General features: G+C 55.9%; 21 protein-coding genes. 16 read left to right on the top strand and 5 right to left on the bottom strand.

The window, feature by feature from the left end; all coding sequences use genetic code 11:
* The first annotated feature begins 21 nt into the window (after positions 1-21).
* From phoB to AB1287_RS02540, 6 genes are all read left to right on the top strand, one after another.
* Positions 22-711: a phosphate response regulator transcription factor PhoB gene (phoB, locus tag AB1287_RS02565; protein ID WP_435616848.1), complete on the top strand. Its 690-nt coding sequence runs from the start codon at positions 22-24 to the stop codon at positions 709-711.
* 21 nt (positions 712-732) lie between these two features.
* Positions 733-2028: a phosphate regulon sensor histidine kinase PhoR gene (phoR, locus tag AB1287_RS02560; protein ID WP_312624825.1), complete on the top strand. Its 1296-nt coding sequence runs from the start codon at positions 733-735 to the stop codon at positions 2026-2028.
* 408 nt (positions 2029-2436) lie between these two features.
* Positions 2437-3756: a branched-chain amino acid transporter carrier protein BrnQ gene (gene brnQ / locus AB1287_RS02555; RefSeq protein ID WP_435616847.1), complete on the top strand. Its 1320-nt coding sequence runs from the start codon at positions 2437-2439 to the stop codon at positions 3754-3756.
* Between the two features lie 75 nt (positions 3757-3831).
* Positions 3832-5205 (top strand): proline-specific permease ProY, encoded by a 1374-nt coding sequence (gene proY / locus AB1287_RS02550; RefSeq protein ID WP_435616846.1) that lies wholly within the window; start codon positions 3832-3834, stop codon positions 5203-5205.
* A 257-nt stretch (positions 5206-5462) separates the two neighbouring features.
* On the top strand, positions 5463-6785 hold the full coding sequence (locus AB1287_RS02545) for an MFS transporter (protein WP_312624822.1): 1323 nt from the start codon (positions 5463-5465) through the stop codon (positions 6783-6785).
* A complete protein-coding gene (locus AB1287_RS02540; RefSeq protein ID WP_435616845.1) occupies positions 6782-7570 on the top strand; it encodes an extracellular solute-binding protein in 789 nt (262 codons plus the stop codon). Before AB1287_RS02545 ends, AB1287_RS02540 begins: the two co-directional genes overlap by 4 nt.
* Here the strand turns inward: AB1287_RS02540 and AB1287_RS02535 are convergent.
* Complete coding sequence (locus tag AB1287_RS02535) at positions 7548-8441, bottom strand: LysR family transcriptional regulator (protein WP_435616844.1); 894 nt, start codon at positions 8439-8441, stop codon at positions 7548-7550. The two genes, AB1287_RS02540 and AB1287_RS02535, sit on opposite strands and share 23 nt — an antisense overlap.
* Before the next feature lie 189 nt (positions 8442-8630).
* On the opposite strand from AB1287_RS02535, the gene malZ reads away from it, so the two are divergent.
* Entirely contained in the window at positions 8631-10448 is a 1818-nt protein-coding gene (gene malZ, locus AB1287_RS02530; RefSeq protein ID WP_435616878.1) for a maltodextrin glucosidase, read from the top strand.
* Positions 10449-10541: 93 nt separating this feature from the next.
* Here the strand turns inward: malZ and AB1287_RS02525 are convergent, their stop codons facing one another.
* Positions 10542-11444, bottom strand: coding sequence for a LysR family transcriptional regulator (locus AB1287_RS02525; protein ID WP_435616843.1), 903 nt, complete (start codon positions 11442-11444; stop codon positions 10542-10544).
* 294 nt (positions 11445-11738) lie between these two features.
* Between AB1287_RS02525 and AB1287_RS02520 the strand changes: the two genes are divergently transcribed.
* From AB1287_RS02520 to AB1287_RS02510, 3 genes are read left to right on the top strand one after another with little or no spacing between them, the layout of a single operon-like run.
* Positions 11739-12380, top strand: coding sequence for a hydrolase (locus tag AB1287_RS02520; RefSeq protein WP_435616842.1), 642 nt, complete (start codon positions 11739-11741; stop codon positions 12378-12380).
* A gap of 54 nt (positions 12381-12434) precedes the next feature.
* Complete coding sequence (locus AB1287_RS02515) at positions 12435-12980, top strand: antibiotic biosynthesis monooxygenase (protein ID WP_435616841.1); 546 nt, start codon at positions 12435-12437, stop codon at positions 12978-12980.
* Positions 12981-13000: 20 nt separating this feature from the next.
* Complete coding sequence (locus AB1287_RS02510) at positions 13001-14869, top strand: amidohydrolase (RefSeq protein ID WP_435616840.1); 1869 nt, start codon at positions 13001-13003, stop codon at positions 14867-14869.
* Positions 14870-15074: 205 nt separating this feature from the next.
* Here AB1287_RS02510 and AB1287_RS02505 read toward each other — a convergent pair whose 3' ends face one another.
* Both AB1287_RS02505 and acpH read right to left on the bottom strand, forming a co-directional pair.
* Positions 15075-15677, bottom strand: coding sequence for a peroxiredoxin C (locus AB1287_RS02505; RefSeq protein ID WP_097161464.1), 603 nt, complete (start codon positions 15675-15677; stop codon positions 15075-15077).
* 169 nt (positions 15678-15846) lie between these two features.
* Positions 15847-16428: an ACP phosphodiesterase gene (gene acpH / locus AB1287_RS02500; protein WP_435616839.1), complete on the bottom strand. Its 582-nt coding sequence runs from the start codon at positions 16426-16428 to the stop codon at positions 15847-15849.
* Positions 16429-16522: 94 nt separating this feature from the next.
* Between acpH and queA the strand changes: the two genes are divergently transcribed.
* The 6 genes from queA to AB1287_RS02470 all read left to right on the top strand — a co-directional run bounded on the left by queA (position 16523) and on the right by AB1287_RS02470 (position 23490).
* Positions 16523-17593, top strand: a complete 1071-nt coding sequence (queA, locus tag AB1287_RS02495) for a tRNA preQ1(34) S-adenosylmethionine ribosyltransferase-isomerase QueA (protein ID WP_312624812.1) — start codon at positions 16523-16525, stop codon at positions 17591-17593.
* 53 nt (positions 17594-17646) lie between these two features.
* Entirely contained in the window at positions 17647-18774 is a 1128-nt protein-coding gene (gene tgt / locus AB1287_RS02490; protein WP_435616838.1) for a tRNA guanosine(34) transglycosylase Tgt, read from the top strand.
* A gap of 22 nt (positions 18775-18796) precedes the next feature.
* Entirely contained in the window at positions 18797-19129 is a 333-nt protein-coding gene (gene yajC, locus AB1287_RS02485; RefSeq protein WP_097161468.1) for a preprotein translocase subunit YajC, read from the top strand.
* 27 nt (positions 19130-19156) lie between these two features.
* Positions 19157-21004: a protein translocase subunit SecD gene (secD, locus tag AB1287_RS02480; protein WP_435616837.1), complete on the top strand. Its 1848-nt coding sequence runs from the start codon at positions 19157-19159 to the stop codon at positions 21002-21004.
* A gap of 10 nt (positions 21005-21014) precedes the next feature.
* Positions 21015-21986, top strand: a complete 972-nt coding sequence (gene secF, locus AB1287_RS02475; RefSeq protein WP_312624805.1) for a protein translocase subunit SecF — start codon at positions 21015-21017, stop codon at positions 21984-21986.
* A gap of 112 nt (positions 21987-22098) precedes the next feature.
* Positions 22099-23490, top strand: coding sequence for a M24 family metallopeptidase (locus AB1287_RS02470; RefSeq protein WP_435616836.1), 1392 nt, complete (start codon positions 22099-22101; stop codon positions 23488-23490).
* Between the two features lie 101 nt (positions 23491-23591).
* Here the strand turns inward: AB1287_RS02470 and AB1287_RS02465 are convergent, their stop codons facing one another.
* Positions 23592-24476, bottom strand: coding sequence for a nucleoside-specific channel-forming protein Tsx (locus AB1287_RS02465; RefSeq protein ID WP_312624916.1), 885 nt, complete (start codon positions 24474-24476; stop codon positions 23592-23594).
* Positions 24477-24710 lie beyond the last annotated feature (234 nt).

The raw sequence follows: 24710 nt of genomic DNA, 5'->3' as shown, positions 1-24710 counted from the left end.
GATTAATAAACAGGATAAATAATGGCGAGACGTATTCTGGTCGTTGAAGATGAAGCCCCGATTCGCGAGATGGTCTGCTTCGTCCTGGAGCAAAATGGCTTTCAGCCTGTAGAAGCCGAAGATTTTGACGGTGCCGTGAATCAGCTCAATGAGCCGTGGCCGGATTTAGTCCTGCTGGACTGGATGCTGCCGGGCGGTTCAGGCATTCAGTTTATTAAGCATCTTAAGCGTGAAGCGCTGACGCGTGATATTCCAGTGGTCATGCTGACCGCGCGAGGTGAAGAAGAAGATCGCGTGCGGGGTCTGGAAACCGGCGCAGATGATTACATCACCAAACCGTTTTCCCCGAAAGAGCTGGTGGCGCGCATCAAAGCCGTGATGCGCCGCATTTCGCCGATGGCGGTTGAAGAGGTGATTGAGATGCAGGGCCTGAGCCTCGACCCGTCCTCTCATCGCGTCATGACTGGTGAAAACCCGCTGGACATGGGGCCAACGGAATTTAAGCTCCTGCACTTCTTTATGACGCACCCGGAGCGCGTCTACAGCCGCGAACAGCTGTTGAACAACGTCTGGGGCACCAACGTTTATGTGGAAGATCGTACGGTGGACGTGCACATTCGCCGTCTGCGTAAAGCGCTGGAACACAGCGGTCACGACCGGATGGTGCAGACCGTCCGCGGCACGGGCTATCGTTTCTCCGCCCGTTTCTGACAATTGACTGGAGTGTGACCCGTGCTGGAACGGCTGTCATGGAAAAGGCTGGTTTTTGAGCTCATCCTCTGTTGTATACCGGCCCTGATCCTCGGGGCTTTTTTCGGCTATCTGCCGTGGTTTCTGCTGGCGGCCGTCACCGGACTGCTGATCTGGCATTTCTGGAATTTGCTTCAGCTTTCGTGGTGGCTTTGGGTCGACAGGAGTATGACGCCGCCGCCGGGTAAAGGAAGCTGGGAGCCGCTGCTTTACGGTCTGCATCAGATGCAGATGCGTAATAAAAAGCGTCGCCGTGAGCTGGGGAGCCTGATAAAGCGTTTTCGCAGCGGGGCGGAATCGTTGCCTGATGCGGTGGTGCTGATTACGGAAGAGGGATCGATGTTCTGGTGTAACGGCCTGGCTCAGCAGACGCTCAACCTGCGCTGGCCGGACGACAGCGGTCAGAACATCCTCAACCTGCTGCGCTACCCGGAATTTTCCCGCTACCTGAAATCCCGCGATTTCACCAAACCGCTCAATCTGGTGCTCAACACCGGGCGTCATCTGGAAATCCGCGTGATGCCCTACAGCGAAAAACAGCTACTGCTGGTTGCGCGTGACGTCACCCAGATGCACCAGCTGGAAGGTGCGCGGCGTAATTTCTTCGCCAACGTGAGCCACGAGCTGCGCACGCCACTCACGGTGTTGCAGGGCTATCTGGAGATGATGCAGGAGCAAACGCTGGAGGGCGCACCGCGCGAAAAAGCGCTGCACACTATGCGTGAGCAGACGCAGCGCATGGAAGGGCTGGTGCGTCAGCTGTTAACGCTGTCGCGCATTGAGGCCGCACCGCTGGCCGCGCTGAATGAGCGTATCGATGTGCCCATGATGCTGCGCGTGGTTGAACGTGAAGCGCAAACCCTCAGCCACAAAAAGCACATTCTGCATTTTGAGATTGATGATTCGCTGCTGGCTTTGGGTAGCGAAGAACAACTGCGCAGCGCGATGTCGAATCTGGTGTACAACGCGGTGAACCATACGCCGGAGGGCACGGAGATAGTGGTGCGCTGGCAGCGTGCTCCGCACGGAGCGCAGTTCAGCGTGGAAGATAACGGGCCAGGCATTGCGGCCGAGCATATTCCACGGCTGACCGAACGTTTTTACCGTGTTGATAAAGCGCGCTCCCGGCAGACAGGCGGCAGCGGGTTGGGGCTTGCGATTGTGAAGCATGCGGTTAATCACCATGACAGCCGACTCGATATTGAAAGTATTCCAGGCAAGATGACGCGCTTTAGCTTTGTGCTGCCGGAACGTTTGGTTGCCAATAAAAGTGCCTGAAGAGCTGTCTGGAAGGATTGGTTGACAAAGACCGGCGAAAGCCGGTTTTTTATCTTTCCGGTCGGCCAAACGGCGAATAATTATTAATCGTCTGCTGCTTTTTTGTTCGCATGATTAGCCAGAGGTTTTTCGCATATATGGTTGTTCATGCTACATGCGAATTAGTTGTTGCTATAATCCTCTGGTTTTACGATCCCTTGTTGCATTAAAACGTTATAAGCGTTTAAATTGCCCCCCATGCAGTCGCAGTCTGACTGCCTTCACGCGATAAACCCAATAACTATTCTTTTCGCGTGAACATCGGGAGTGTTTCCCACTGTATGACACGCTTTCACCGTTGTTCTGTTCCGCAGGAATAAGTACGACGTTTTGACATTCAACACCACATCCACAGGCAGTAAAGAGTTTATGACCCATCAGTTAAAATCTCGCGATATCATCGCGTTGGGCTTTATGACCTTTGCGTTGTTCGTTGGCGCGGGCAACATTATCTTCCCTCCTATGGTCGGCCTGCAGGCTGGCGAACATGTCTGGACGGCGGCGATCGGCTTTCTGATTACCGGTGTGGGCCTGCCTGTGCTGACGATTATCGCGCTGGCGAAAGTGGGTGGTGGCGTAGACAACCTCAGTACCCCGATTGGTAAAGTGGCGGGCGTTCTGCTGGCAGTGGTGTGCTATCTGGCTGTGGGGCCGTTGTTCGCCACGCCGCGCACCGCAACGGTTTCTTTCGAAGTGGGGATCGCCCCGCTGACTGGTGATGGCGCGCTGCCGCTGTTCCTCTACAGCCTTGTCTATTTTGCGCTGGTGATTCTGGTTTCCCTCTATCCGGGCAAACTGCTGGATACCGTTGGCAACTTCCTGGCTCCGCTGAAAATCATTGCCCTCGTGGTGCTGGCCGTGGCGGCTATCATGTGGCCTGCGGGCCCAATCAGCCACGCGCTGGAAGCCTATCAGACTGCGCCGTTCTCTAACGGTTTCGTTAATGGCTATCTGACGATGGATACCCTCGGTGCGATGGTGTTCGGCATTGTTATCGTGAATGCCGCACGCTCCCGTGGCGTGAGTGAAGCGCGCCTGCTGACCCGTTATACCGTGTGGGCGGGCCTGATGGCGGGCGTTGGCCTGACGCTGCTGTACCTGGCGCTGTTCCGTCTGGGTTCCGACAGCGCATCGCTTGTCGATCAGAACGCCAACGGCGCAACTATTCTGCACGCGTACGTTCAGCACACCTTTGGTGGCGCAGGCAGCTTCCTGCTGGCGGCGCTGATCTTCCTGGCCTGTATGGTGACTGCGGTGGGCCTGACCACAGCATGCGCCGAGTTCTTCTCTCAGTACCTGCCGCTTTCTTACAAAACGCTGGTCTTCATCCTTGGCATCTTCTCGATGGTGGTGTCCAATCTGGGCCTGAGCCACCTGATTCAGATTTCCATTCCGGTGCTCACCGCGATTTATCCGCCATGTATTGCACTGGTAGTATTAAGCTTTACCCGCGGTTGGTGGCATAATTCGACCCGCGTGATCGCCCCGGCAATGTTCATCAGCCTGGTGTTCGGCTTGCTGGATGGCGTGAAAGCCTCCGTGTTTGCTGATATCCTTCCCGGCTGGACCGCGCATCTGCCGCTGGCACAGCAGGGTCTTGCATGGCTGATGCCAACGATTGTCGCCGCCGTGCTGGCGATGGGATGGGATCGCGCAGCAGGTCGTCAGGTAACCTCCAGCGCGCATTAATTAGCGGGCGAGGATTGAAATTAACCACGGGGCCATCGGCTCCGTGGTTTTGTTTTTGTTAAGGCAGTGGAATTCATGGCAACAGATAACAAGCTAAAGCGTGGGCTTACCGCCCGTCACATCCGCTTTATGGCGCTCGGTTCGGCTATCGGCACCGGTCTTTTTTATGGCTCGGCAGACGCCATTAAAATGGCCGGTCCCAGCGTGCTGCTGGCGTACCTCATCGGCGGCGTGGCCGCTTACATCATCATGCGTGCGCTCGGCGAAATGTCGGTGCACAACCCGTCTGCCAGCTCTTTTTCCCGCTACGCGCAGGAAAACTTAGGCCCGCTTGCAGGCCACATCACCGGCTGGACCTACTGCTTTGAAATCCTGATTGTCGCCATTGCTGACGTCACGGCGTTCGGCATCTACATGGGCGTCTGGTTCCCGGCTGTGCCGCACTGGATTTGGGTGCTGAGCGTGGTGCTGCTGATTTGTGCCATTAATCTGATGAGCGTGAAGGTCTTCGGCGAGCTGGAATTCTGGTTTTCGTTCTTTAAGGTTGCCACCATCATCGTGATGATCGTTGCCGGGTTTGGCATCATCATCTGGGGGATCGGCAACGGCGGGCAGCCGACGGGTATTCACAACCTCTGGAGCAACGGCGGCTTCTTCAGCAACGGCTGGATCGGGATGGTGATGTCCTTGCAGATGGTGATGTTCGCCTACGGCGGGATTGAAATCATCGGCATTACTGCCGGTGAGGCGAAAGACCCGGAGAAATCTATTCCGCGCGCTATCAATTCGGTACCCATGCGTATTCTGGTGTTCTATGTGGGCACGCTGTTTGTGATCATGTCGATTTACCCGTGGAACCAGGTCGGCACCAACGGCAGCCCGTTCGTGATGACCTTCCAGCATATGGGCATTACTTTTGCGGCCAGCATCCTGAACTTCGTGGTGCTGACGGCTTCGCTTTCCGCGATTAACTCTGACGTCTTCGGCGTGGGGCGCATGCTGCACGGCATGGCGGAGCAGGGCAGCGCGCCGAAGGTGTTCGCCAAAACCTCGCGTCGCGGCGTGCCGTGGGTGACGGTGGCGGTGATGACCATTGCTCTGCTGCTGGCGGTCTACCTGAACTACATCATGCCCGAAAACGTCTTCCTGGTGATTGCATCGCTCGCGACGTTCGCCACCGTCTGGGTGTGGATCATGATCCTGCTGTCGCAAATTGCCTTCCGTCGTCGCCTGTCGCCGGAAGAAGTGAAGAATCTTAAATTCAGGGTGCCTGGCGGCGTATTTACCACCGTTGTCGGTCTGCTGTTCCTGGTCTTTATCATTGTGCTGATTGGCTGGCATCCGGATACCCGTATTTCGCTTTACGTCGGCTTCGCGTGGATTGTGCTGCTGCTGATTGGCTGGCAGTTTAAGGTTCGTCGCGAGCGCCAGCGGGCTTTCGCGCAGTAATCTTTTTAAGCCCGGCGGCGTTCTGCTGCCGGGTTTCCCTTCTGGTTCAAACGTGTGAGAAATCACAAAACGCGTTAAGCGATTCCCTGCTCATATATGAGCAATTTGTGCATGGTGACTCGTCTTCTCCGGCATTAATGCGTCTGACGCATTAACAGATGCGGTAAATGCACTTATTCAGTCGCGCATTTTCACGCATCCTCATGGTTGATAAAAAGTTAAATATGTTAACTGATTTGTTAATCATGGAGGGCGAGATGCCTGTCACCACTGAAACTACTGCATTCCGCGCCAGGGCGATGGCCATTCTGCGCGTGACGTCGGGCAACTTCCTTGAGCAGTTCGACTTCTTCCTGTTTGGCTTTTACGCCACCTATATTGCCCACACCTTTTTTCCGGCAGAAAGCGAATTTGCTTCGCTGATGATGACCTTCGCGGTGTTTGGCGCAGGCTTCCTGATGCGCCCGATTGGGGCGGTTGTCCTGGGGGCGTGGATCGACAAAGTTGGACGCCGCAAGGGGCTTATCGTCACGCTCTCCATTATGGCTGCCGGGACGTTTATGATCGTGCTGGTGCCGGGCTATCAGTCCATCGGGCTGTGGGCGCCGCTGCTGGTGTTGTGTGGACGTTTGCTGCAAGGCTTCTCTGCCGGTGCCGAACTGGGCGGGGTGTCGGTCTATCTGGCAGAAATTGCCACGCCGGGGCGCAAAGGGTTTTACACCAGCTGGCAGTCGGGTAGCCAGCAGGTGTCAATCATGGTGGCGGCGCTGCTGGGCTTTACCCTGAATGAAATGATGGGGGCAGACACTCTGCAGGCCTGGGGATGGCGTATCCCGTTCGTTGTGGGCTGTCTGATTGTGCCGTTCATCTTTATGCTGCGCCGTCAGCTGACGGAGACGCAGGAGTACGAACAGCGCGACAACCATTTGCCGCTGAAACAGGCGATGAGTACGCTGCTGCAAAACTGGCGTGTGGTGGTGGCAGGCATGCTGATGGTGGCAATGACGACCACCGCGTTTTATCTGATCACCGTTTATGCTCCGACGTTTGGCAAAAAAGTCCTGCTGCTCAGCGCCTCCGACAGCCTGCTGGTCACTTTGCTGGTGGCGATTTCTAACTTCATCTGGCTACCGATCGGCGGCATGATTTCGGACCGGTTTGGCCGCAAGCCGGTGCTGATTGCCATGACGCTGCTGGCGATTTTCACCAGCTGGCCTGCGTTAACCGTGCTCGCCCATGCGCCGAGTTTTAGCATGATGCTGATTGTGCTGCTGTGGCTCTCCTTTATTTATGGCATATACAACGGCGCGATGATCCCGGCACTAACGGAAATCATGCCCGGGGAAGTGCGCGTCGCTGGTTTCTCTCTGGCCTATAGCCTTGCGACGGCGCTTTTTGGCGGCTTCACGCCGGCCGTTTCCACCGCGTTAATTCAATACACCGGCGATAAAGCGGCACCGGGATACTGGATGAGTTTCGCTGCTATCTGTGCGCTGCTTGCCACGCTCTATCTCTATCATCGAGCCTCATCTCACGGCTGGAGCAGCCGTCACTCTCACCCTTCAGGAGCAACACGATGAAACGTTTAGCCTTTTGGATGGCACTCACCTTTGCGGGCACCTTTAGCCTGAGCGCCAGTGCTGAAGAGATCACGGTGATGATTTCCGGTGGCTTTTCCGCAGCGCTCGATAAGTTGGCCCCGCAGTATGAAAAGGCAACGGGCGATACGGTGCATATTGTTCATGGTCCGTCGATGGGGAAATCTCCGGAGGCCATTCCGAACCGGCTGGCGGCAGGGCAGCCTGCTGATGCGGTGATCATGGTGGGATATGCGCTGGATAACCTGCAAAAAGCGGGAAAAATTGCGCCAGCTAGCCGAATGGAATTGGCAGACTCCCGCATCGGCATGGTGGTGAAAGCAGGTGAACTCGCGCCGGATATCCGTTCCGAAGCGGCACTCAAAGCGACGCTGCTGAAAGCCAAATCGATAGCCTACTCTGACAGCGCCAGCGGACGCTACGTACAAAGCGAGCTTTTCACCAAACTTGGCATTGCACAGGACGTGCAGGGCAAAGCAAAGATGATCGAAAAAACGCCCGTCGCCTCGCTGGTGGCAAAAGGAGAGTACGCCGTGGGCTTCCAGCAGGTTAGCGAGCTGCTGCCGGTGAAAGGGGCGGAATTTGTCGGGCGAATTCCTGAGCAGGTTCAGTACGTCACACGCTTTGCCGGTGCGGTGGTTAACAAAGCGGCACATGAGAACCAGGCCCGTGCTTTACTGCGTTATCTTGCTTCGCCGCAGGCCCAGGCGATAGTCCGCGAAACCGGGCTTGATCCCCTGCCCGCTAAGGCCGGAACAGGCCGATAATCATCTGCTCCAGTTCGGTTGCCAGCGGGGAAAGTTCGGTCCCCGCTTTTTTGATCAGGCCAACCTGTCTTTTTACTATCGGGTCAGTCAGCGGTTTTTGCACCAGCGCCGGGTTACCGCCTTCCGGTAGCGCCATGGACGGCACGGCGGCAATACCCAGCCCGGCTTCCACCATTCCGATCATCGTTGTGACATGGCGGGTTTCACAAACCGCAGGTCTGCGCGCGGTAATGTCGCCTAATGCCTGGTCGAGCAAATGCCGGTTACCGGACGATTTATTGAGCCAGATGTAATCGGCTTCGAAAAACGTTTTCCAGCTCAGGGAGGGCAGATGCGCCAGCGGGTGATCGTGCCGGCAAATGAGCTGATAGGTTTCATCCACCAGCGGCATAAAGGTGAGATCGGATTCCCCGCTGGAAAGAAAGCTGAGCCCAAAATCGGCCTGCCGGTTCTGCACGGCGGAGTAGACGTTACCTGCGCTGGTATCCACCAGTTTGATCCTGGCCCTGGCGAAGCGTTGACGAAAGTGAGCGATCACTTTGGGCATAAAATAGTAGGCGGCAGAAGGGATACAGGCCACGGTGACAATGCCGCTGCCGTAAAACATTTTGTCGCTAATGCCGGTCAGCGCATCTTCGAAATCCGCCAGCAGCAGCTGGGCTCGCGGGGCAAAGGTTCTGCCTACCTGCGTTAAGGTGACGCTGCGGGTTGTTCTGTCGAAGAGTCGAACGCCAAGGGCCGATTCCAGTTTTTCAATCCGGCGGCTGAGGGCCGATTGCGAAATACAGATGGCTTCCGCCGCATAGCGAAAGCTGCCGTGTTCACACAGGGCGATAAAAGCGTACAGATCCTGGAGGTCAAAATCAGGCACGGTGCGTCTCAGTTAACATTTGGATAACATACAGTGTATCGTAACTCTCTTTGCCGACGCACTCACACTTTTCAGCCTTATTTCGGTTTCTCCACCCCCTCTCTCCACCCAAAGAAAGCGCCATAATGATGAGTTGTACGCCGTCTGACTGTGGCATGGTGAACGCATTTTGAACAAAGGGGAATGATGATGTTGAAGGCATGGCATCTGCCTGTTGCGCCGTTCATTAAACAGCAGCAGGACCGACTGACGATTACGCTGTGGCTGAGCGGGGAGACGCTGCCGCTGAAGGTTACGCTTCGTGCGGAAGAGGATAACGAGGAGATCTCGCTGCCGATGCACCGTTTGCGCAGTGAGCCGCATCCGGGCGTGACCGCCTGGCGTGCGGAAATCGATCTGAGTCGCGGCCAGCCCCGCCGCCGCTACAGCTTTAAGCTGCTGTGGGCCAACCGTCAGCGCTGGTTTACGCCGCAGGGCTTTAGCGCGTATCCACCCGCGCGGCTGGAGCAGTTTGCGGTTGACGTGCCGGATACCGGGCCGCAGTGGGTCGCCGATCAGGTCTTCTATCAAATATTCCCCGACCGTTTCGCCCGCAGTGAACCGCGCACCGCGGAACAGGACAACGTCTATTATCACCATGCCGCCGGGCGCGATATTGTGCTGCGCCGCTGGGATGATCCTTTAACGGCAGAAGCCGGAGGATCGACGTTTTACGGCGGCGATCTCGACGGCATCAGCGAAAATCTGCCGTACCTGAAAAAACTTGGCGTCACGGCGCTGTACCTGAACCCGGTGTTCGTCGCCCCCAGCGTGCACAAGTACGATACCGAAGATTACCGCCACGTTGACCCGCAGTTTGGCGGCGACCAGGCACTGCTGCGGCTTCGGCACAATACTCGTCGGGAGGAAATGAGGCTTATCCTCGACGGCGTGTTTAACCACAGCGGCGATTCGCACAGCTGGTTTGACCGACATAACCGTGGGAGCGATGGCGCCTGCCACAACTCTTCTTCACACTGGCGCGACTGGTATAGCTTCTCAGCAGAAGGTAAAGCGCTGGACTGGCTCGGCTACGCCAGCCTGCCGAAGCTGGATTTCAGTTCCGAAACGCTGATCAATGAGATCTATCGCGATGAGGACAGCATCGTGCGCCACTGGCTGAAGGCACCCTGGAGCATGGACGGCTGGCGGCTGGACGTGGTGCATATGCTGGGCGAAGGCGGCGGGGCGCGCAACAACCTTCAGCACATCGCAGGAATTACCCGGGCGGCAAAAGAGACGCAGCCGGAAGCCTATATTCTCGGCGAGCATTTTGGCGATGCGCGCCAGTGGCTGCAGGCCGATGCGGAAGATGCGGCGATGAATTATCGCGGTTTTACCTTCCCGCTGTGGGGCTTCCTCGCGAATACCGATATCTCGTACGATCCGCAGATGATCGATGCGCAGACCTGCATGGCGTGGATGGATAACTACCGCGCCAGCCTGTCGCACCAGCAGCAGCTGAGGATGTTTAATCAACTGGACAGCCACGACACTGCGCGCTTTAAATCCCTGCTCGGCAAGGATGTGGCGCGCCTGCCGCTGGCGGTGGTGTGGCTGTTCACCTGGCCGGGTGTGCCCTGCATTTATTACGGTGACGAGGTAGGACTTGATGGCAACAACGACCCGTTCTGCCGCAAGCCGTTCCCGTGGGATAAAGAGCAACAGGACAGAGATCTGCTGGCGCTCTATCAGCGGATGACGAAGCTGCGTCATCGCACGCAGGCGCTGCGCCACGGTGGCTGTCAGGTTCTTTACGCCGAGGATAATGTGGTGGTGTTCGTCCGCGTACTGAAACAGCAGCGCGTGCTGGTGGCGATAAACCGGGGCGAGCCGTGCGAAGTCGTGCTGGAAGCCTCTCCGTTGCTGGCAGTTAAAGAATGGTTGCTCAAAGAGGGCAAAGGCACGTTGGCGGACGATGTGCTGGCGCTGCCGGCTATTTCCGCTTCTGTGTGGTTTGGTAATTAGCGGTCAGGATGCCCGGCGGCGCTTCGCTTGCATGGGCCTACAACGGAAATGTTCTCATGTAGGCCGGGTCAGGCGCAGCCGCCACCCGGCATGTTAATGATATAACTTTATAAAAGAATCCTTACCCAGTAGCGCTTCCCGCCACCAGCGCTGGGCCAGCCCATCGTTATGGTTGCGCCATGCCATGTAGGCTACGTCCTTCTCACGAAACGACAGCACCTCTTTCTCCACCAGTTCACCGTTTTCAAGCCACGGCCGGGCGATGTGACGGGGGAGGAAACCGCAGCCCATGCCCGCCCGCAGCAGCATGACTTCGGAATGAAAATCATCCACGCGAATTTGCGGCTGTTCGTCCATCAGATTGCTGTTGATAGGCTGACAGCTGCGGGCGCTGTCGCTGATCACTACTGCGCGATGCAGGCAGAGCTGATCGTTGGAGAGTGGCATATATATCTGCGCCAGCGGGTGTGAAGGGGCCACAACAAAGACGTTATCCAGCGTGCCGAGCATTTTGTACGACCACGCGGCTGACGTGGGTGGCTCGTTGATGGCGCCGAGGATCATATCCGCCCCATGATGCGTCAACTCTTCCCACGCGCCCGCGAGTGTGTGATGGGTGAAATTGAGTCGTGTTTGTTTGTTGAGGGCGTGAAACTCATCGATCAGCGGAAGCAGGGCTTTGAATGGAAAGGAGTCATCCAGCGCAATCGACAGCTCTTTCTCCCAGCCGGAGTGCACCTGCACCGCCTGTTTCTCCAGATCTTTTGCCGCGTTCAGCAGCAGACGCCCCTTCTCCAGCATCATCCTGCCCGTATCGGTGAATTTAGCCCGGTGACCGGAACGATCTAACAGCGTGATATTCAGATCGCTTTCCAGCTTTTGAATCATATAGCTGAGCGCGGCGGGGGTTTTGAACAACGATTCCGCCGCCGTGGCGAAGGATCCATGTTTGTCCAGTGCATCCAGAATCAGTAAGACATCAAGGTTTAAGCGCATGGTGGGAAAGCGTCAGAGGAAACAATACTGAGATTTTCCCTGAACCCGTTTATCGATAAAAGTGAAAAAATAAGAACGCTCCGGCGCAATTTTTTGACTAAGCCTGATAATTATTGCCGGGTGAATGAGTGTGGCGAAAATATATTTCGGCCTGCTGTCAGCAAACGGAAAAATTTCTTTAATAACTCGTTAGAAATTTCCGCCTATACTCATCTGACTTTCTCCCTCAGGATCCAACTGTTTACAACAGTCTTAGACCGTTGCCTTTTAACTTATTGATTAAGAAGGTGTGATATGTCTATCCGGGAACTGATTGACCCACAAAATTCTGCGCTTATTTTTATTGACCACCAGCCGCAAATGTCTTTTGGCGTAGCGAATATTGACCGTCAGACGCTGAAAAATAATACCGTCGCACTGGCTAAGGCCGGCAAAATTTTTAATGTGCCAACCCTTTATACCTCCGTGGAAACCAAAAGCTTTAGTGGATATATCTGGCCAGAGCTGCTGGCCGTGCATCCGGACGTCAAACCGATTGAGCGTACTTCCATGAACTCCTGGGAGGATGAGGCGTTTGTGAAAGCGGTGAAGGCAACCGGGCGCAAAAAGCTCATTATTTCCGCGCTGTGGACCGAAGTGTGCCTGACCTTCCCGGCGCTGATGGCGCTGGATGAAGGTTTTGAAGTTTACGTGGTGACTGATACCTCAGGCGGTACGTCCGTCGATGCCCATGAACGCGCTATCGATCGTATGGTGCAGGCGGGCGCGGTGCCGGTGACCTGGCAGCAGGTGCTGCTTGAGTACCAGCGTGACTGGTCACGTAAAGCCACTTACGACGCAGTAATGGATCTGGTGCGTGAACACTCCGGCGCTTACGGGATGGGCGTGGACTACGCTTATACCCTGGTGCACGGCGCGCCTGAACGTAAAGCGTAATGCTGACCGGCGGGCGATGGCCCGCCTTTTTGCGACCGTAAGGAATCCATCGCCATGAGCCAACAGAAACACGTGACGCTGGTCATCACCCATGCGCTGAACCCGCAGGATAGCTCCCGATACGAAGCGTGGCTGGGGAAAATTATGCCCGTGGCGGCGGAATTTCCCGGCCATCTTGGGGCCAACGTTATTCGTCCGGCCGACGGCCAGGGGATGTGGAACATCATTATTCGTTTCGATACGCTTGAGCATCTCTACGCCTGGACGCAGTCCGAAACCCGCCGGCAACTGGTGGATGAGATCACGCCGCTGCTGACCGAAGGCGACCGGACAGAGGTGCGCACCGAAGCGGCCTTCTGGTTCACCCCGCCTGCCGCAAACGTTCGTCAGCCTAAACGCTGGAAGCAGTTTCTCATTACGCTGCTGGTGATTTTCCCGAGCACGAACCTGGTGCCTGCCGTCACCGGCACGCTGTTCCCGATGCTGAAAGGCTCGTTGCTGTTGCATCTGATAAACGATGCCTGCGTGGTGGCACTGGTCGTCTGGCTCTGGATGCCCCTCGTTACCCGAATTTTTGCCGGCTGGCTGAAAAAAGCCTGAGCCGGCCTGAGGAGTCTGAAATGTCTCAATACGCCACTTTGATCCTGACCCACGGTGACATTCATACGCTTGATAAACAGAACCCGCTGGCGGAAGCCGTTGCAATAGCTAACGGGAAGATCATCGCTGCGGGCACTCACGAACGCGTGATGAGTTTCGCCAATGACGGAACGCAGATTGTCGATCTGAAAGGTCATACGGTGATCCCCGGCCTGAACGATTCCCACCTGCACCTGATCCGCGGCGGCCTGAACTACAACCTGGAGCTGCGCTGGGAGGGCGTGCCGTCGCTTGCCGACGCGCTGCGCATGCTGAAAGATCAGGCCGATCGTACGCCTTCGCCGCAGTGGGTGCGCGTGGTGGGCGGCTGGAGTGAGTTCCAGTTTGCTGAACGCCGTATGCCAACCATTGAAGAACTGAACGACGCCGCGCCGGACACGCCGGTGTTTGTGCTGCATCTCTACGATCGTGCACTGCTTAACCGTGCGGCACTGAAGGCGGTGGGCTACACCAAAGATACGCCCGATCCGGCCGGCGGCGAGATCGTTCGTGATAAAAACGGCAATCCGACAGGGATGCTGGTGGCGAAGCCTAATGCCATGATCCTTTATTCGACGCTGGCGAAGGGGCCGAAGCTGCCGATCGAGATGCAGGTAAACTCCACTCGCCAGTTTATGCGTGAGCTGAACCGTCTTGGGTTAACCAGCGCCATCGACGCGGGCGGCGGCTTCCAGAACTATCCGGAAGATTATCAGGTGATCGACGAGCTGCACGCCAAAGATCAGATGACGGTGCGTATCGCCTATAACCTCTTCACTCAGCGTCCGAAACAGGAGCTGGAGGACTTAGAACGCTGGACTGATATGCTTAAACCGGGGCAGGGCACTGATTTCTACCGTGCCAATGGTGCCGGGGAGATGCTGGTGTTTTCGGCGGCCGATTTTGAAGACTTCCTGCAGCCGTGCCCCGATCTGCCGGAAGGGATGGAAGACGAGCTGGAACGCGTGGTGCGCCACCTGGTTGAGCACCGCTGGCCGTTCCGTCTGCATGCCACCTACGACGAGTCCATCAGTCGGATGCTTGACGTGTTCGAGAAGGTGAACCGTGATATTCCCTTCAACGGCCTGCACTGGTTCTTTGACCATGCGGAAACCATCACCGAGCGTAACATTGAGCGCGTAAAAGCGCTGGGCGGCGGCATTGCCGTGCAGCACAGAATGGCGTTCCAGGGGGAGTACTTTGTCGACAGATACGGCAAAGAGGCGGTGAAACACACCCCGCCGGTGGCAAAAATGCTCGAACTGGACGTGCCGGTTGGTCTGGGTACGGATGCAACTCGTGTGGCGAGCTACAACCCGTGGACCGCGCTGTACTGGCTGGTGTCTGGCCGTACCGTCGGCGGGATGGCAATGTATGACGATAACAACCGACTGCCGCGCGACGTGGCGCTGGAGCTGTGGACGGCGGGCAGCGCCTGGTTCTCCAGCGAACAGGGTAAAAAAGGGCGTATTGTTGCCGATCAGCTGGCGGATTTGGTGGTGTTGTCGAAAGACTACTTCCGCGTGCCGGAAGAGGAGATCAAAGGCATTGAATCGGTGCTGACAATTGTCGACGGCAAGGTGGTTTACGCCGCCGGGCACTTCAGCCCGCTTGCGCCGCCGTCTATCCCAATCGTACCGGACTGGTCGCCGGTGTTGAAAGTGCCCGGACATTATCGTTCCGCACCGCCAGCCGCAGCGAAGGTTGGCGCGGTGGTGCAGATGCATCAGTGCGCCGGCAGCTGTGGTGTGCATGGGCATTCGCATGATATTGCGCGGAAGTCAGGTATTCCGGTATCGGATGACCAGGCCTTCTGGGGCGTGCTGGGGTGCAGCTGTTTTGCTTTTTGAGATCGGAGCGGCCTGATCCCCTCTCCCCGGCCCTCTCCCAAAGGGAGAGGGAGAAAAAAGAGCCCAGCTCAAGAGGGGGAGGGAGAAAACCGCACAGAACAGTTCCCTCTCCCTGCGGGAGAGGGTTAGGGAGAGGGAGAAACCTCAATCACCAGACATAAAAAAGCCCGCATTCGCGGGCCTTTCGTTCATCAATCAGCGCTGATTACAGGCCGTTGACGTTCTCAGTCAGGTATTTAGCAACACCGGCTGGAGAGGCGTTCATGCCTTCTTTGCCTTTTTCCCACTGAGCCGGGCATACTTCGCCGTGCTCTTCGTGGAACTGCAGCGCGTCAACCATACGCAGCATTTCGTCGATGTTACGACCCAGCGGCAGATCGTTCACAACCTGGTGACGAACGATGCCGTTCGCGTCGATCAGGAAGGAACCGCGCAGCGCAACGCCTGCGTCCGGATGCTCGATGCCGTAAGCCTGCTGGATTTCACGTTTAATGTCCGCAACCATCGCGTATTTCACTGCACCGATCCCGCCTTTGTCGACAGGGGTGTTGCGCCATGCGTTATGAACAAATTCGGAGTCGAAGGAAACGCCAACCACTTCTACGCCGCGTTTCTGGAACTCTTCGTAACGCTTGTCGAAAGCAATCAGCTCAGACGGGCATACGAAGGTGAAATCCATTGGCCAGAAGAACAGCACGGTCGCTTTGCCAGCGGTGTGCTGCTTGAAGTTGAAGTTATCAACGATTTCGCCGTTACCCAGTACAGCAGCGGCGGTAAAGTCAGGAGCAGGACGGGTTACCAGAACCATGAGGTTCTCCTCTAAATTTATAAGGTTAATGGAACGCAACGCGGGCCAGTATAGGGAGAGGAAGCAGGTGACTCAATGAGGCGCTGACAATCGTTGAGACAGGTTTTACCTATCAATTATTATTTTAACAACCGTTCCAGCTTAGCGATTCTGTGAGAAAGCGCAAGTTTTACAGCGCTTGTGCTTTCGCCTGCGCCATCATGCGCGGGTAAAACGCCCAGAAAGTTTCTTCGAGCTGTGCGTAATGCGTGTCCAGATCCTGCCAGGAATCACGCAGGGCATCCAGGCGCGGGCGGCGGCTTGCCATGCCGTTCAGTACGCTCTGAATAAAATCCATATCGCTGTAGCGCTCGAGCCAGCGTTCGGACCACAGGTAGTGGTTGAGATTCACAAAGCGCGGCGGCGAGTCGGGCAAAATGGTGGATACCTGCGCGTGAGCGTGGCGAACAAATGCGCGCAGCGACATCTCTGGTGACAATTTTTCCCAGTCCCGCGATAAGAAGTGATCCCACATCACGTCGAGCGTAATGGGCGCCACGCGGCGGGTTTCCGGGCGAAACCACGTTTTCGCAGTTTTCACTTCAGCCAGGTTATCCGTCAGCACGTCGATACGGCGATGCATGTAGATACCGCTGACGACATCAGGGGCATAGTCATCGTCCGGGTTACCGCGAACAAAATCGGCCAGCAAATTGCCCGGCAGCGAGCTGTTGGCGAGGTGTGCGAGATGCAGGTGAGCCAGAAAGTTCATGAGTCCGTTATCCGTATTTAAAGGGCTTACAGGTTGCAGCCAAAGCAGCCTGCCACTAGACTACCCGCCTCTTTATTATGCTTGAGTTACCGTCATGCGCGTCGCCGATTTTTCTTTTGAACTGCCCGAATCTCTTATTGCCCACTACCCACAGCCGGAGCGCAGTGGCTGCCGTTTGCTGTCGCTGGATGGGCCAACGGGCGCGCTGACGCACGGTACTTTCACCGATCTGCTCGAGAAGCTCAACCCTGGCGATCTGCTGGTCTTTAACAATACCCGCGTGATCCCGGCGCGCCTGTTCGGTCGTAAGGCCAGCGGCGGCAAGATTGAAGTGCTGGTTGAGCGGATGCTCGATGATAAACGTATTCTGGCACATATTCGCGCCTCGAAAGCGCCTAAGCCTGGTGCGGAACTGCTGCTGGGCGACGATGAAAGCATCAACGCGACGATGGTCGCTCGCCATGACGCGCTGTTTGAAGTTGAGTTCAACGATGAGCGCCCGGTGCTCGATATCCTCAACGCTATCGGCCATATGCCGCTGCCGCCGTACATCGATCGTCCGGACGAAGACTCAGACCGCGAGCTGTACCAGACCGTCTACAGCCAAAAGCCCGGCGCGGTAGCTGCGCCGACGGCGGGTCTGCATTTCGATGAGCCTCTGCTGGCGAAACTGCGCGAAAAAGGCATTGAGATGGCGTTTGTGACGCTGCACGTCGGTGCGGGTACCTTCCAGCCGGTACGTGTCGACAGCATCGAAGATCACATCATGCACTCCGAATATGCGGAAGTGCCGCAGGAAGTCGTGGATGCGGTGCTGGCAGCGAAAGCGCGCGGCAGCAAAGTGGTTGCGGTAGGCACCACGTCTGTTCGTTCTCTGGAAAGCGCGGCGCAGGCGGCGAAGGGGGATCTCATCGAACCGTTCTTCGGCGACACGCAAATCTTCATCTATCCGGGCTATCAGTACAAAGTGATCGATGCGCTGGTGACCAACTTCCACCTGCCGGAGTCGACGCTCATCATGCTGGTCTCGGCCTTTGCCGGTTATCAGCACACGATGAACGCCTATAAGTCTGCGGTAGAACAAAAATATCGCTTTTTTAGCTACGGGGATGCCATGTACATCACGTACAATCCGTCGGCTATTCATGAACGCGTTGGGGAATAATTCCGCGGCGCTGGGTTAATACGTCAGACTGTCTTTCTGACGCTGGAGCAATAATGAAATTTGAACTGGATACTACCGACGGACGCGCACGCCGCGGCCGCCTGGTCTTCTATCGCGGCGTGGTTGAAACGCCTGCCTTTATGCCCGTTGGCACCTACGGCACCGTAAAAGGGATGACGCCGGAAGAAGTCGAAGCCACCGGCGCGCAGATTATTCTCGGCAACACCTTCCATCTGTGGCTGCGTCCGGGCCAGGAGATCATGAAGCTGCACGGCGATCTCCACGATTTTATGCAGTGGAAAGGACCGATCCTCACCGACTCCGGTGGCTTCCAGGTGTTCAGCCTCGGCGACATCCGTAAGATCACGGAAGAGGGCGTGCACTTCCGCAACCCGATCAACGGCGATCCGATTTTCCTCGATCCGGAAAAATCCATGGAGATTCAGTACGATCTCGGTTCTGACATCGTCATGATCTTTGACGAATGTACGCCGTACCCGGCGGACTGGGATTACGCTAAGCGCTCAATGGAAATGTCCCTGCGTTGGGCGAAACGCAGCCGCGATCGTTTTGATTCGCTTGAGAATAAAAATGCGCTGTTCGGTATTATTCAGGGCAGCGTTTACGAAGATTTACGCGATATCTCCGTGAAAGGTCTGGTGGAGATTGGTTTTGATGGCTACGCTGTCGGCGGCCTGGCTGTCGGCGAGCCGAAGGAAGACATGCACCGCATTCTCGAGCATGTCTGCCCGCAAATCCCGGCAGACAAACCACGATACCTGATGGGAGTGGGCAAGCCGGAAGACCTGGTGGAAGGCGTTCGTCGCGGTATTGACATGTTCGACTGCGTGATGCCAACGCGTAATGCCCGCAACGGTCACCTGTTTGTCACCGACGGCGTGGTGAAAATCCGTAATGCGAAGCATAAAAGCGACACCAGCCCACTCGACGCAGAGTGCGATTGCTACACCTGTCGCCATTATTCACGCGCTTATTTGCATCATCTCGATCGTTGCAACGAGATTTTGGGCGCGCGTCTCAATACCATCCATAATCTTCGCTACTATCAGCGCTTAATGGCTGGTTTACGCAAGGCTATCGAAGAGGGTAAATTAGAGAGCTTTGTGACGGAGTTTTACCAACGCCAGGGTCGGGATGTTCCGCCTTTAAACGTTGATTAATTTTAATAATGAGGGAAATTCAATGAGCTTTTTTATTTCTGATGCGGTAGCCGCTACCGGTGCACCGGGCCAAAGCAGCCCGATGTCTCTGATCCTGATGCTGGTGGTGTTCGGTCTGATTTTCTACTTCATGATCCTGCGCCCGCAGCAGAAGCGTACCAAAGAGCATAAAAAGCTGATGGACTCCATCGCTAAAGGTGATGAAGTGCTGACCAACGGCGGTCTGGTTGGTCGCGTAACCAAAGTTGCTGAAGCGGGCTACATCGCTATCGCGCTGAACGATACCACCGAAGTGGTTATCAAGCGTGACTTCGTCGCTGCCGTGCTGCCGAAAGGCACCATGAAGGCGCTGTAATTTCTTGTTTTCCCAAAGGGAACTGCCGTGTTAAACCGTTATCCTTTGTGGAAGTACATTATGCTGGTCGTCGTGATTCTCGTCGGCCTGCTTTACGCACTTCCCAACCTGTATGGTGAGGATCCGGCTGTTCAAATCACTGGCGTGCGTGGTAACGCCGCCAGTGAGCAAACGCTGATCCAGGTCCAGAACACTTTAGAAAAAGAAAAAATCACCGCGAAGTCTGTGGCACTGGAAGAGGGCGCAATTCTTGCTCGCTTCGACTCCACTGACATCCAACTGCGCGCGCGCGAAGCGCTGGTCGATCTGCTGGGTGACAAGTATGTCGTGGCGCTTAACCTGGCTCCGGCGACGCCGCGCTGGCTCGCTATGCTGAAAGCTGAGCCGATGAAGCTCGGCCTTGATCTGCGCGGCGGCGTACACTTCCTGATGGAAGTGGATATGGACACCGCGCTGGGTAAACTCCAGGAACAAAACATCGATGGCCTGCGCAGCGATCTGCGTGAAAAGGGCATTGGCTACACCACGGTTCAAAAAGCCGATAACTACGGTTTGAGCATTACGTTCCGCGACAGCGCGGCGCGCGATCAGGCTATCGACTATCTTGCGCCTCGCCATCGTGATTTGGTTATCTCAAACCAGGGCGGCAACCAGCTGCGCGCGGTGATGACCGATGCACGCATGAAAGAAGCGCGCGAGTATGCCGTACAGCAGAATATCAACATCCTGCGTAACCGTGTGAACCAGCTGGGCGTTGCCGAGCCGGTGGTACAGCGTCAGGGGGCAGACCGCATCGTGGTGGAACTGCCTGGTATTCAGGACACCGCCCGTGCGAAAGAAATTCTGGGCGCGACCGCGACCCTGGAGTTCCGTCTGGTGAATACCAACGTCGATCAGTCTGCTGCCGCTTCAGGCCGCGTACCGGGCGACTCTGAGGTGAAAAACACCCGTGAAGGCCAGCCGATTGTGCTGTACAAGCGCGTGATCCTGACCGGTGACCACATCACCGATTCCACCTCAAGCCAGGACGAATACAACCAGCCGCAGGTTAACATCTCGCTCGACAGCGCCGGTGGTAACATCATGTCTAACTTCACCAAGGACAACATCGGTAAGCCGATGGCGACCCTGTTTGTGGAGTACAAAGACAGCGGTAAAAAAGATGCGAAAGGCCGTGCCGTTCTGGTGAAACAGGAAGAGGTGATTAACGTCGCTAATATCCAGTCTCGCCTGGGCAACAGCTTCCGTATTACCGGGATCAACAACCCGAACGAAGCGCGTCAGCTTTCGCTGCTGCTGCGTGCCGGTGCGCTGATTGCGCCAATCCAGATTGTTGAAGAACGCACCATCGGTCCAACTCTCGGTCTGCAGAACATCAAGCAGGGCCTGGAAGCGTGTCTGGCCGGTCTGGTGGTGTCGATTCTGTTCATGATCTTCTTCTACAAGAAGTTTGGTCTGATCGCGACCTCTGCGCTGATTGCGAACCTGGTGCTGATCGTCGGCATCATGTCGCTGCTGCCGGGGGCGACGCTGAGTATGCCTGGGATTGCGGGTATCGTGTTAACCCTTGCGGTAGCGGTCGATGCTAACGTACTGATTAACGAACGTATTAAGGAAGAGCTCAGCAACGGACGTACCGTTCAGCAGGCGATTGACGAAGGTTACCGTGGCGCATTCAGCTCCATCTTCGATGCGAACATTACCACGCTGATCAAAGTCATCATCCTGTATGCGGTCGGTACCGGTGCAATTAAAGGCTTCGCCATCACCACCGGTATCGGTGTGGCGACTTCCATGTTTACCGCGATCGTCGGCACCCGTGCCATCGTAAACCTGTTGTACGGCGGCAAACGCATCAACAAGCTGTCTATCTGAGGAGTGCGTTGTGGCACAGGAATATACCGTTGAACAATTGAACCACGGCCGTAAAGTCTATGACTTTATGCGCTGGGACTTCTGGGCCTTTGCAATATCAGGCCTGTTGCTGGTGGCGTCCATCATCGTGATTGGCGTGCGCGGCTTCAACTGGGGTCTCGACTTCACCGGTGGTACGGTGATTGAAATTACCCTGGAAAAACCAGTGGATATGGAGCAAACGCGCGCCTCGCTTGAAAAAGCAGGCTTCGTTGAGCCACTGGTGCAGAACTTTGGCAGCAGCCATGACATCATGGTGCGCATGCCTCCGGTGAAAACCGAGAGCGGCAGCCAGGAGTTGGGCAGCAAAGTGCTGAACGTGATTAACGAATCTACCTCTCAGAACGCGGCGGTGAAGCGTATTGAGTTTGTAGGGCCGAGCGTCGGTGCCGATCTGGCGCAGAGCGGGGCAATGGCGCTGATGGCGGCACTGATCTCCATTCTGGTCTACGTTGGTTTCCGCTTCGAGTGGCGTCTGGCGGCGGGGGTGGTTATCGCCCTTGCGCACGACGTGGTGATCACCATGGGCATTCTCTCGCTGTTCCATATTGAGATTGACCTGACTATCGTCGCGTCGCTGATGTCGGTTATCGGCTACTCGTTGAACGACAGCATCGTGGTTTCAGACCGTATTCGTGAGAACTTCCGTAAGATCCGTCGCGGTACGCCTTACGAGATCTTTAACGTCTCCCTGACCCAGACGCTGCACCGTACGTTGATCACATCCGGTACCACTTTGATGGTTATCCTGATGCTGTTCCTGTTTGGTGGCCCGGTGCTGGAAGGCTTCTCGCTGACCATGCTTATCGGTGTCTCCATTGGTACTGCATCCTCCATCTACGTGGCATCTGCGCTGGCGCTGAAGCTGGGCATGAAGCGCGAGCATCTGCTGCAGCAGAAAGTGGAGAAAGAGGGCGCCGATCAGCCTTCAATCCTGCCGTAAGGCCTGCGTTGCAAAATCGAATCCCGGTCAAATGGCCGGGATTTTTTTATGCCAAATTTATGGGTTTCCGGTAGGGTTAGCGGATTATCTCTGTTTAAAGGACGCTACAGAAATGACCACGTCTCATCACATTCGCCTGCAAAATGTTTCACCACCGCAAACCTGGACCGACTTACCATCCGTCATCCTGAGTGATGCCACGCTTGCGGAACGTAAAAACCGCGTGCTGGCAGGTATGCGTCAGCAGAAACTCGATACGCTGATTATCTATGCCGACAAAGAGCACGGCGGCAATTTCGAATACCTCACCGGGTTTATTCCGCGTTTTGAAGAGGCGCTGTTGGTGTTGCATCAGGATGGGGAAGCGGTGCTGGTGCTCGGTAACGAAAACCTGAAGCTTGCCCCTCATGCGCGGCTCAAAAACCGGGTGCTGCACGCGCCGTGGTTCTCTTTACCGAATCAGCCGATGGATAACACGCAGTCTTTGCCCGAAATTTTGCGGGATGCGGGCCTGGCGTCGGGAAAAATTTTGGGGCTGGCGGGCTGGAAGCTGTTTACAGGCCTGAATGAAAACGTACGCCAGATGTTCGACATGCCGGCGTTCATTGTCGATGCCATTCGCGAAGCGGCCCCGGACGCAGAATTGTGCAATGCCACCGGCCTGTTTATCTCACCGGCAAACGGTGCGCGCGTTATCAATAATGCCAATGAGCTTGCGCACTACGAGTACGGCGCAAATCTGGCTTCGACGGCTATCCAGCGTGCGCTGAATGCGATAGAGGTGGGGAAAACTGAAAAGCAGATTGCCAGCCTCCTGGCGGCAGACGGGCAGCTCAATAACGTTGTGACCATCGCTGCCACCGGCGATCGTTTTGCACATGCGAATCTCTATCCTGGCGATAAGCAGGTTCAGAAGGGTGACAAATTCTCTTTGACCGTCAGCTACAAAGGCGGCCTCAGCAGTCGTGCAGCCTACGTGGTGGAAAGCGCTTCTCAGCTGCCGGAAGCCGTCAGTGATTATCTGGACGTGGTTGCGATACCTTATTTCCGTGCTGTTGTAGCGTGGCTGGAGAACATCCATCCGGGCATGACCGGCGGTGAGCTGTATCAGCTTATCGAAGGCGTTTTACCGAAAGCCGACTATCACTGGCATCTGAATCCTGGACACCTGGTGGCGGATGAAGAGTGGCTCTGCTCGCCGGTGTCAGCCCGGTCGGACATTCCATTAGCCAGCGGTATGCTGCTGCAAATTGATATTATTCCCTCCCGCGCGGGTTATGCGGGGGCAAGCATTGAGGACACCGTGGCGCTGGCCGATGAAGCGCTGCGTCAACAGCTTGCTTCTGAGTATCCGCAACTTTGGGCGCGAGTTCAGGCAAGGCGTGAGTGGATCCAGAGAGAAGTGGGGATTAACTTACCGGAGTGCGTGCTGCCGTTTTCCAATACCGTTGGGTATTTGCGCCCGTGGCTGTTGGATCAGAGTAACGCGTTGAGTCTGAGGTAATAAAAAAAGCCGGGTGGCCGCAATGCCCACCCGGCCTGTGGTTCATATCAGGATTGACTTCTGTAGGCCCGGCAAGCCTGCGCCGCCGGGCATCACGCTTATCAGAAGTTGTAACCCACGACCAGATAACCACCCCAGCCGGTTGAACGGACGCTGAAGTCGCCGTTGCCGAAGTTCAGGCTGGCGTCGTCGTTCCACTGGCCGCCGTTGTGCCAGTAACGGGCAACTACGGAGTAGTGCCAGTGATCGTAGTTCAGCGCCAGGATGTGGCTGGAGGCGATAGAGTTATTGGTACGTGCCTTGTTGCCGTTATTGTCGCGGAAGCCAATGTCGCCGAGCTCAGAACCCCAGTCAAAGTTGGTGAAGCCGATATAGCTCAGCTGGCCGCCCCACAGCTGGGTGATTGGCACGAAGTATTTCACCTTGAAGCGGTAGCCGTCCCACTCGTTCTGGTTTTCTGCACCGTAGTTTTGCCATTGGTATTTTGCATAGACGTTCATGGACAGGCTCATTGGCAGGCCGGTGTCGATATCCGTACCCAGGCCCATATACCAGGTGCTCTGACGACCCGAGGCGTTGCGGCCCATATCGTAGATGTAGTTGTTGGCGAAGTACCACTCTTTGAACGGGCCGAAGCTCAGATCAGCACCGGTCAGCTTATCGATGGAGAAGCGCGGTTCAATTTCCATAAACAATGGAGAGCCGTGGTTCCAGATACCTTTTGCGTCGGTGTTGCCACCGAAGAAGACGGGTGCATCCATATAACCATAGAAATCGAACCAATCTTTCTTGGCGAAGGCTTCGTATTCCAGATAGGTATCGTTACGGATCTGTGGTCCGAAACGGGTGTGATAGCTTCCTACCACGTTGACACTCTGGTGCCACCAGTCAGAAACGTATTCAGGTTTGCTGTTTTCTGCTGCGCCTGCGGTGAAAGATGTAGAAAGAGCGAGCACTGCACTGGCTGCAAGTAATGTTTTTTTCATCATGATGCCACTTGTTGAAATCCCTCGCGGGGAGTGAAAAGAATCGCCGGAGCGTTTCTAAATGTAACGGTTTTCTGCGAGGCCTATTATAAGAATCATTGCTCACAAAAATATGTGGTGTTTCACAGTTTTCTCAAGTACGTAATCGATTGCGTTCACGTTTGCGTACATTGTCGGCGGGGATTGTACGGATTATCGTAAATGTTTCCAGGGTTTTCTGAAAAACGGAAAAGA

The sequence above is a fragment of the Scandinavium sp. UTDF21-P1B genome (assembly GCF_040750395.1).
Lineage (GTDB): Bacteria > Pseudomonadota > Gammaproteobacteria > Enterobacterales > Enterobacteriaceae > Scandinavium.
Note: the sequence above shows the minus strand (reverse complement) of the source record. Positions and strands in the feature narration are given on the sequence as shown.